Here is a 9,859-nt window from a genome sequence, read left to right as displayed (position 1 = left end):
TACATTCCGAACCCGGAAGCTAAGCCTTTCAGCGCCGATGGTACTGCAGGGGGGACCCTGTGGGAGAGTAGGACGCCGCCGAACAATCATTGTGGCAAAGCCCCGCACCTCTGGTGCGGGGCTTTCCTGCGTTCAGGGGGGCACTGCCCAGGCCGGCACCAGGAAGGCTGGAACCGGGCGCCCTGGATTGCTTCGGGAGGTGGTTATGAGCATCCCCGGATGCAGGGTATGCTTTATCCCGTTGCCGCAGGGCAACAGGCCCCTATAGCTCAGTCGGTAGAGCGTCTCCATGGTAAGGAGAAGGTCAACGGTTCGATTCCGTTTGGGGGCTCCGGACAGCACAAAGGCCCCCGCCGAAAGGCGGGGGCCTTTTTCGTGTGCCGATTCGCTGACGCGGTCAGCAGCCACCAGCTGCCGTCAACTGTTGTGGGGCTCCGGGACGCGCATCGCCAGGATGGCCATGTCGTCCGACGCCGGCTCTGCCGCGAAGCGCTCCACGGCCCTCAGCACCCGGGCCGCCACCGCACCGGCGGTGAGCCCCGTGCAGGTCGTCAGAACGTCGCTCAGGCCGTCGTCACCCAGCATGCGCGTGCCCTCGCGGCGTTCGGTGACGCCGTCGGTCACACACAGCAGAACGTCGCCCGGATCGAGCGTCACCATCTGCTCGTACAGTTCCAGGTCCTCCATCACCCCGAGCAGCGGCTGCGGTTCGGCCGCCGGCTCAACGGTGCCGTCCTGGCGCAGCCGTAGCGGCAGCGGGTGGCCGGCGCACACGACCTTGAGAATCGCGCTGCCGTCTTCCTGGGGCCACAACTCGCCGTAGAGGAGCGTCAGGAAGCGGCTGCGGGCACCCTCGTCGAGAATGGCCGCATTCAGCCGCTCCAGGACCGCGGGGCCTCCGAAGCCCTCCCTGGCCAGCAGACGCAGCGCGTGGCGGGCGAGGCCCGTCACGGCCGCGGCCTCGGGGCCCGTGCCGCAGACGTCGCCGATGGCGAAGCCGTACGCGCCGTCCCGGATGGGGAACAGGTCGTAGAAGTCGCCGCCGACCTCGTTGCCCTCACCCGCGGCGCGGTAGATGACCTCCACCTCGACGCCCTCGATCAGCGGCAGCTCCGGCGGCAGCAGGCTGCGCTGAAGGGACTGGCTGATCGCCACGCGCTCCGAATAGAGCCGGGAGTTGTCGAGAGCCAGGGCCGCTCGGCGGGAAAGGTCCTCGGCCAGTTCCAGGATCTCCTGGCGGAAGTGGTCGTCGGAGGGCTTGCCGAGGGTCAGCATGCCGATCACGCGGTTACGGGCCACGAGCGGCAGGACGACGGTCTCGCCGCCGACTGCGGCCGCCGTGGCCAAGGTTGTGCCGATCCCGGAGGAGACGGGCGGAGTGGAGCCGAGACCCAGTTCACGCTTGGAGGCGAGCAGGGCGGCGCGCTGGGCGGCCTCCGCGGGTGCGTTCCATACGCGGGCGCCGGGTGTCGGGACGGGGTCCGGCGGGTCGATCTTCGACAGGAGGGCCTTGAGGCCGTCGATGCGTTCTTCGTCCTCGTGCAGCACATAGCTGAGGTACGGCTCGGACGACTGGTCGGCGATCGTGTAGACCGCGCACCAGGTGGCGAGCGTGGGAACCGTCATCTGCGCCATCAGGGCAAGCGTCTGGTCCCGGTCGAGGGTGCCGGCCAGCAGGTCGGAGGCCTCGACGAGGAAGGAAAGGGAGCCGCGACGCAGCCGCTCAAGTTCGCCGAGTCGGGCCGATTCGACGGCCAGCGCGATCCGGTCGGCGGCGAACTGGAGCCGCAGGGCCTCCTCGTTGGAGTAGCGGCCCGCGGATTCGGCGGCCACGCCGAGGGAGCCGGTGAGCCGGCCCTCGACCTTCAGCGGCACGGTGACCACCGAGCGCATGCCGGTGGAGTTGAGGAGCGGGACGGCGCCGGGGACGGCCGTGAGGTCCTCGTGGACCGCCGGCATGCGGGCGGAGCCGTAGCGCCCCGCGCCAGCTTCCACGGGGACGCGTGCGAAGCGCTGACGGGCGGAGGGAAGGCCGGTCGTGGCCCGTACCTCGAGCTCCGTCTCGTCGTCGGTGGCGAGGAGCAGGAAGGCGGCGTCGCCGTCGAGCATGTCCCTGGCCCGTTCGACGGTGCGCTGGAGCAGGCCGTCGAGGTCGTCGGGGGCGGGCGAGCCGATGAAGACCTCGAACGGGTCCGTGCTGCGGTGCTCCGCGCCGCTGTCGGGCGTCCGCTGAGGGGTCTGCAGTACGGCACGCTCGTCGTCGCGCACCAGGAGGCAGACCGTGGAGGGCTCGCCGTCCGCGTCCCGTACCCGCAGGTGGGAGGCGTAAACCGGGAGGACACGGCCGTCGAGACCGCGGATTCCGTAGCTGCCTTCCCAGCGGGAGAGCTGAAGGGCCTCGGCGATACCGGTGCCGATGCCCGGAGTCTGCGGCCAGGCCGCCAGGTCGGTGAGCGGCTTGCCGACGACCTGGTCCGCCGCGTAACCGAACAGACGCTCAGCGTCCTCGTTCCAGGCGGAGATCGAGCCGGTGCGATCGATCTGGGCGACAGCGACCCGTACCCGTTCCTCGGCCACCGGAAGCATCGCGGTGGGCAGGACCGGGCCGGCGGACCGGGTACCTACGGGCCGCTGGGGCAGATCCAGCTGGAACCACACCGTCTTGTGCGTGGGGGTGTACTCGACGCCCCACCGGGAGGCGAGGGCCGCGCACAGCAGCAGCCCGCGACCGTTCTCGCTGTCGAGGTTCGCGATGGCGCGGCCGGCGCCCTGTATCGGGACCTCCCGCTCGGGATAGCGGTCGGCGACCTCGACGCGCACGCCGTCCTCGGAGCGCAGGCACAGCACGTCCGCGGAGGTTCCCGCGTGGACGACGGCGTTGGTGACGAGCTCGCTGGTGAGCACCACCGCGTCGTCCACGACGTCGGAATATCCCCACCCCTGGAGGGTGTCGCGGACGAAGGCACGGGCGGTCGCGACGGACCGCCCGACAGGGTCGAAGCTGGCGGCCGCCCGCGCGGTGATCACAGAACTCCTCGTACGCGTCTCGACGCCCGGCTCTGCCATGATCGGCCTGCCCCTCCCGGTGCCCGGTGGTAGAACGCGCACCACACCGCCCCCGCCGGGCGGACCGGGGCGGTTGGACAGCCGGATGCCAGGTTACTTACCTTCGCTGTCCGAGCGGATGCCGGTTGCCGCTGTTTCCGCCCTCCGGGGGTGGGGACGCTATGCGAAGCTGCCGAACTGTTATCGCCTGGTTCCGGCATGGTGAAACACTGGGCAGGCTTCCTGAGACGGCCCAGGCAGTAACGGTCAACCCCTGCGGGAGGGACACGGTGGAGTCTGGCGTGACGGCGCGGGCGAAGGATACGCGCGCGAAAGGCGGACGGTCCCGGAGCAATGGGACAACCGAAGTCGATACGGCGGCCCTGAACAGGCTGCTGGCGGCGCTTGTGACGATGCGCGACGGGAATTTCCGCCGCCGTCTGACGGTGTCCGGCGACGGTGTGATGGCCGAGATCGCGGCTGTCTTCAACGAGGTCGCCGACCGGAATCTCCACCTCACAGGTGAGATCGCGAGAGTCCGCAGGATGGTCGGCCGTGAGGGAAAACTCACGGAGCGGCTGGAGACGGGTGCCTGCGAGGGGTCCTGGGCGGCGGCCGTCGACGCGGCGAACGAACTGGTGGACGACCTGGCACGGCCCGTCTCCGAGGTCGGGCGTGTGCTGTCCGCCGTCGCGGACGGTGATCTCGAGCAGCGCATGGAGCTGCGTTCGCCCGCCGCGGACGGCCAGGACGGGGCTGCGGCGGTGCGCCCGCTCCGCGGCGAGTTCCTGAAGGTCGCGCGTACGGTCAACAGCCTGGTCGACCAGCTGTCGGCGTTCACCGACGAGGTGACCCGGGTCGCGCTCGAGGTGGGCACGGAGGGCAAGCTCGGCGGCCAGGCCCAGGTGCGCGGTATGTCCGGTTCGTGGAAGGACCTCACGGATTCGGTCAACACCATGGCGTACCGGCTGACCGCGCAGGTACGTGACATCGCTCTCGTCACGACGGCCGTCGCGAAGGGCGATCTGTCCCGCAAGGTCACGGTTCATGTGGCCGGCGAGATGCTTCAGCTGAAGGACACCGTCAACACGATGGTCGACCAGCTGTCGTCCTTCTCCTCCGAGGTGACCCGGGTGGCCCGGGAAGTGGGCACCGAGGGTGAGCTGGGTGGTCAGGCGACCGTTCCCGGTGTGGCCGGTGTGTGGAAGGACCTCACCGATTCGGTGAACACGATGGCCGGAAACCTCACGTCCCAGGTGCGTGGCATCGCGGAGGTGACGACGGCCGTCGCCAACGGTGACCTGTCGCAGAAGGTCACGGTCAACGCGCGGGGCGAGGTGGCCCAGCTCGCGGAGACCATCAACCAGATGACCGAGACGCTGCGGACGTTCGCCGACGAGGTCACGCGCGTCGCCAGCGAGGTCGGCGCGGAAGGTCTGCTCGGCGGTCAGGCGCAGGTGCCGGGTGCGGCGGGTACGTGGAAGGACCTCACCGATTCGGTGAACACCGTCTTCCGGAACCTGACCACCCAGGTGCGTGACATCGCGCAGGTGACGACCGCGGTGGCCAACGGTGACCTGTCGCAGAAGGTCACCGTGGATGTCGCGGGCGAGATGCTGGAGCTGAAGAACACCGTCAACACGATGGTGGACCAGCTGCAGTCCTTCGGTTCCGAGGTGACGCGGGTCGCCCGAGAGGTCGGTGTCGAGGGCCGCCTCGGCGGTCAGGCCGAGGTGCCGGGTGCGGCGGGTACGTGGAAGGACCTCACCGATTCGGTGAACACCGCGTTCCGGAACCTCACCGGCCAGGTGCGTGACATCGCGCAGGTGACGACCGCGGTGGCCAACGGTGACCTGTCGCAGAAGGTCACCGTGGATGTCGCGGGCGAGATGCTGGAGCTGAAGAACACCGTCAACACGATGGTCGCGCAGCTCTCCTCCTTCGCCGACCAGGTCACGCGCATGGCCAGGGACGTGGGTACGGAGGGCCGCCTCGGCGGCCAGGCCCGGGTGGACGGCGTCAGCGGTACCTGGAAGGAGCTGACGGACTCCGTCAACTTCATGGCCGGCAATCTGACGTCGCAGGTGCGTCAGATCGCGCAGGTGACGACGGCGGTGGCGCGCGGTGACCTGTCGCAGAAGATCGACGTGGACGCGCGGGGCGAGATCCTCGAGCTGAAGAACACCATCAACACCATGGTCGACCAGCTCTCCGCCTTCGCGGAGCAGGTCACCAGGGTCGCCCGCGAGGTGGGCACCGACGGCCGCCTCGGCGGTCAGGCCCAGGTGCCGGGCGTGGCCGGTGTGTGGCGCGACCTGACCGACTCCGTGAACGGCATGGCCGGGAACCTCACGGCGCAGGTCCGCAACATCGCGCAGGTCGCCACAGCGGTGGCGCGCGGTGACCTGTCGCAGAAGATCGACGTGGACGCGCGGGGCGAGATCCTCGAGCTGAAGAACACCCTGAACACGATGGTCGACCAGCTGTCGAACTTCGCGGAGCAGGTCACCAGGGTCGCCCGCGAGGTGGGCACCGAGGGCATCCTCGGCGGTCAGGCGGAGGTGCAGGGCGTCTCCGGCACCTGGAAGGACCTCACCCAGTCCGTCAACTTCATGGCGAACAACCTGACGAGTCAGGTGCGCAACATCGCGGAGGTCACGACGGCGGTCGCCAAGGGCGACCTGTCGAAGAAGATCACCGTCGACGCCAAGGGCGAGATCCTGGAGCTGGTGACGACCGTCAACACGATGGTCGACCAGCTGTCCGACTTCGCGGACGAGGTGACCAGGGTCGCCCGCGAGGTGGGTACGGAGGGCGTGCTGGGTGGCCAGGCGCGGGTCCGCGGTGTGACGGGCATCTGGAAGGACCTCAGCGACAACGTCAACCTGATGGCCAACAACCTGACCAGCCAGGTGCGCAACATCTCCCGTGTCTCCGCGGCGGTCGCCAACGGCGACCTGACGAAGAAGGTCACGGTGGAGGCGCGCGGCGAGGTCGCGGAGCTCGCCGACACCGTGAACACGATGGTGCGCACGCTGTCGTCGTTCGCCGACGAGGTGACCCGGGTGGCCCGTGAGGTGGGCACCGACGGCCGCCTCGGCGGTCAGGCGCGGGTGCCCGGTGTCTCCGGCACCTGGAAGGACCTGACCGAGTCGGTGAACTCGATGGCGTCCAACCTGACCGGTCAGGTGCGCCAGATCGCGACCGTCACCACCGCCATCGCCAAGGGCGACCTGACCCGCAAGATCGACATCGACGCGCGGGGCGAGATCCTCGAGCTGAAGACCACCATCAACACGATGGTCGACCAGCTCTCCTCGTTCGCCGAGGAGGTCACCAGGGTGGCCCGCGAGGTGGGCACCGACGGACAGCTGGGCGGTCAGGCACGGGTCCGTGACGTCGACGGCACCTGGCGCGACCTGACCGAGTCGGTGAACGAGATGGCCGGGAACCTGACCCGTCAGGTGCGTGCCATCGCGGCCGTGGCCACCGCGGTAACCCGCGGCGATCTGAACCTCAAGATCGATGTGGACGCCGCCGGCGAGATCCAGGTGCTCCAGGACAACATCAACACGATGATCGCCAACCTGCGCGACACCACCCTCGCGAACGAGGAGCAGGACTGGCTCAAGGGCAATCTGGCCCGTATCTCGGGTCTGATGCAGGGCCGACGCGATCTCGACGACGTCGCATCGCTGATCATGAGCGAGCTCACCCCCGTGGTCTCGGCGCAGCACGGCGCCTTCTTCCTGGCCGTGCCCGCGGGCAACGGCTCGGAGACCGGGGGCGGGGAGTCGTACGAGCTGTGCATGCGCGGCAGTTACGGGTACTCGGCCGGTCTGATGCCGACGTCGTTCCGGCCGGGGGAGACCCTGATCGGGACGGCTGCGGAGGAGAAGCGGACCATCCAGGTCAACGTTCCGCCGGGCTACCTGCGGATCTCCTCGGGGCTGGGTGAGGCGTCGCCCGCCTATGTGATCGTGCTGCCGGTGCTGTTCGAGGGGAAGGTCCTCGGAGTGATCGAGCTGGCGTCGTTCCAGCCGTTCACGCAGATCCAGCGGGACTTCCTGAACCAGATCGCCGAGATGATCGCGACGAGCGTCAACACGATCAGCGTCAACACGAAGACCGAGGTGCTGCTCAAGCAGTCGCAGGAGCTGACGGAGCAGCTGCGTGAGCGCTCCGCGGAGCTGGAGAACCGGCAGAAGGCGCTCCAGGCGTCCAACGCCGAACTGGAGGAGAAGGCCGAGCTGCTGGCGCAGCAGAACCGCGACATCGAGGTGAAGAACACCGAGATCGAGGAGGCCCGGCAGGTGCTGGAGGAGCGGGCGGAACAGCTCGCGGTCTCCATGCGCTACAAGTCGGAGTTCCTGGCGAACATGTCGCACGAGCTGCGGACGCCGCTCAACTCCCTGCTCATCCTGGCCAAGCTGCTCGCGGACAACGCGGCGGGCAATCTCTCCCCGAAGCAGGTGGAGTTCGCTGAGACGATCCACGGCGCCGGATCCGATCTGCTCCAGCTGATCAACGACATCCTCGACCTGTCGAAGGTCGAGGCGGGCAAGATGGACGTGAGCCCGACCCGTATCGCGCTGGTGCAGCTGGTGGACTACGTCGAGGCGACGTTCCGGCCGCTGACGGCGGAGAAGGGACTCGACTTCTCCGTCCGTGTCTCGCCGGAGCTGCCGGCGACGCTGCACACCGACGAACAGCGGCTGCTTCAGGTGCTGCGCAATCTGCTGTCGAACGCGGTGAAGTTCACCGACAGCGGTGCGGTCGAGCTGGTGATCAGGCCGGCCGGCGCGGATGTGCCGCAGTCGATCCGCGAGCAGCTGCTGGAGGCGGGATCGCTGCGCGACCCGGACGGGGATCTGATCGCCTTCTCCGTGACCGACACGGGCATCGGGATCGCTGCCGGCAAGATGCGGGTGATCTTCGAGGCGTTCAAGCAGGCCGACGGGACGACCAGCCGTAAGTACGGCGGTACGGGCCTCGGACTGTCGATCAGCCGGGAGATCGCGCGGCTGCTCGGTGGCGAGATCCACGCGGCGAGCGAGCCGGGGCGCGGTTCGACGTTCACCCTGTATCTGCCGCTCCACCCGAGCGAACTGCCGCCGCAGGGCTACCCGCAGCTCGGACCGGGCGGCGTCGGTAACCGTCCGGGCGAGGAGGGTGTCGCGGAGGACGGCGGGGCGCAGGTGCGGCCGCAGCCGACCCAGGCGGCTCCCACCGGCCCTGCGGCCCTGCTGCGGCGGCGCCGCAAGGCCCAGGCGGCGGCCCTGGAGCCGTCGCGGGGCGCGGGGCAGCCGGGGGAGACGCCCGGCCAGGAGCCGTGGGCGGCCGGCGAGCAGGAGGGCCCGGATCAGCGGCGGGTGTTCACCTTCGACGGCGAGAAGGTCCTGATCGTCGACGACGACATCCGCAACGTCTTCGCGCTCACCAGCGTTCTGGAGCAGCACGGGCTGTCGGTGCTGTATGCGGAGAACGGCCGGGAGGGCATCGAAGTCCTGGAGCAGCATGATGATGTGACTGTCGTACTGATGGACATCATGATGCCGGAGATGGACGGGTACGCGACGACCACGGCGATCCGGCGGATGCCCCAGTTCGCCGGCCTGCCGATCATCGCGCTCACGGCGAAGGCCATGAAGGGCGACCGGGAGAAGGCCATCGAGTCGGGAGCATCCGACTACGTGACCAAGCCGGTGGATCCGGATCACCTTCTGTCGGTGATGGAGCAGTGGATGCGCGAGAAGTGACAGCAGGTCGTGTGATTGTGTGCGAGTCCCTGATCGACTTTGGCCGGAGGCGTGTGAGAGGGCAGTATCCGGGGAACTATCCGGTCTCCCCCCACGTTTGCGGTACGTGCACAGTGACATCACGGTGACAGGGTGTGGCGACGGGCGGGGTGCGGCTACGATGACCGGCACAAGGACGGGCGGCGCAAGAGAGTCGTCCCCTGGGGCGGCGCCCGGTGCGTCCCCCGGCTCATCGAGCTGGGGAGACCCCATGCCGGGGCGAGGAGGACGGGGCATGGTGCAGAAGGCCAAGATCCTCCTGGTCGATGACAGGCCGGAGAATCTGCTCGCGTTGGAGGCCATTCTCTCAGCGCTCGATCAGACGCTGGTGCGGGCATCGTCAGGGGAGGAAGCGCTCAAGGCGCTGCTGACGGACGACTTCGCGGTCATTCTGCTGGATGTCCAAATGCCTGGAATGGACGGATTCGAGACCGCCGCGCACATCAAGCGCCGGGAGCGGACGCGGGACATTCCGATCATCTTCCTGACCGCGATCAACCACGGCCCCCATCACACCTTCCGTGGCTATGCCGCGGGCGCCGTGGACTACATCTCCAAGCCGTTCGACCCGTGGGTGCTGCGCGCGAAGGTCTCCGTCTTCGTCGAGCTCTATATGAAGAACTGCCAACTGCGGGAGCAGGCGGCGCTGCTGCGGCTCCAGCTCGAGGGCGGCAACCGGGCGGAAACGGGAGCCGGCCGGGAATCCGCGGGTCTCCTCGCCGAACTGTCCGCGCGGCTCGCCGCCGTCGAGGAGCAGGCAGAGGCCCTCTCCAAGCAGCTCGACGACGACTCGGCGGACGCGGCGGCAGTGGCCACGGCCGCCCACCTCGAGCGCAAACTCACCGGACTGCGCAGGGCTCTTGACGCCCTCGAACCTGGCACGGGCGGCGGCTCGCCGACCCTCCCCTCGCAGAGTTAGCGCCGGTCCGGCGCCGGGCGTCAGGCACCCACGGGCGCCCGACCGGCGCTTGAGGCCACGTCAGTTCTGCGCATCATCTGTAACGACACGAACGGGT

3 protein-coding genes, 1 tRNA gene and 1 rRNA gene are annotated in these 9,859 nt (G+C 68.8%); 4 read left to right on the top strand and 1 reads right to left on the bottom strand.

From position 1 onward, the window contains the following. A 5S ribosomal RNA gene (gene rrf, locus ACIPJI_RS33455) occupies nt 1-84 on the top strand; the annotation flags it as partial. 174 nt (nt 85-258) lie between these two features. Next, nucleotides 259-331 (top strand) — tRNA-Thr (locus ACIPJI_RS33450). An 86-nt stretch (nt 332-417) separates the two neighbouring features. On the opposite strand, the gene ACIPJI_RS33445 is transcribed toward ACIPJI_RS33450, so the two are convergent. Continuing rightward, nucleotides 418-3,066 (bottom strand): SpoIIE family protein phosphatase, encoded by a 2,649-nt coding sequence (locus tag ACIPJI_RS33445; protein WP_356621825.1) that lies wholly within the window; start codon nt 3,064-3,066, stop codon nt 418-420. A 269-nt stretch (nt 3,067-3,335) separates the two neighbouring features. Between ACIPJI_RS33445 and ACIPJI_RS33440 the strand changes: the two genes are divergently transcribed. Together ACIPJI_RS33440 and ACIPJI_RS33435 are read left to right on the top strand one after the other, a co-directional pair. Continuing rightward, a complete protein-coding gene (locus ACIPJI_RS33440; protein ID WP_402250619.1) occupies nt 3,336-8,804 on the top strand; it encodes a HAMP domain-containing protein in 5,469 nt (1,822 codons plus the stop codon). A 274-nt stretch (nt 8,805-9,078) separates the two neighbouring features. Beyond that, a complete protein-coding gene (locus tag ACIPJI_RS33435; RefSeq protein WP_356621828.1) occupies nt 9,079-9,762 on the top strand; it encodes a response regulator in 684 nt (227 codons plus the stop codon). Nucleotides 9,763-9,859 lie beyond the last annotated feature (97 nt).

The organism is Streptomyces sp. NPDC086835, from assembly GCF_044745705.1.
Classification (GTDB): domain Bacteria; phylum Actinomycetota; class Actinomycetes; order Streptomycetales; family Streptomycetaceae; genus Streptomyces.
Note: the sequence above shows the minus strand (reverse complement) of the source record. Positions and strands in the feature narration are given on the sequence as shown.

Excerpts from the sequence above, each read along its gene's own strand:
- ACIPJI_RS33445 (WP_356621825.1), bottom strand. The coding sequence starts at position 3,066 with ATGGCAGAGCCGGGCGTCGAGACGCGTACGAGGAGTTCTGTGATCACC.
- ACIPJI_RS33435 (WP_356621828.1), top strand. The coding sequence starts at position 9,079 with ATGGTGCAGAAGGCCAAGATCCTCCTGGTCGATGACAGGCCGGAGAAT.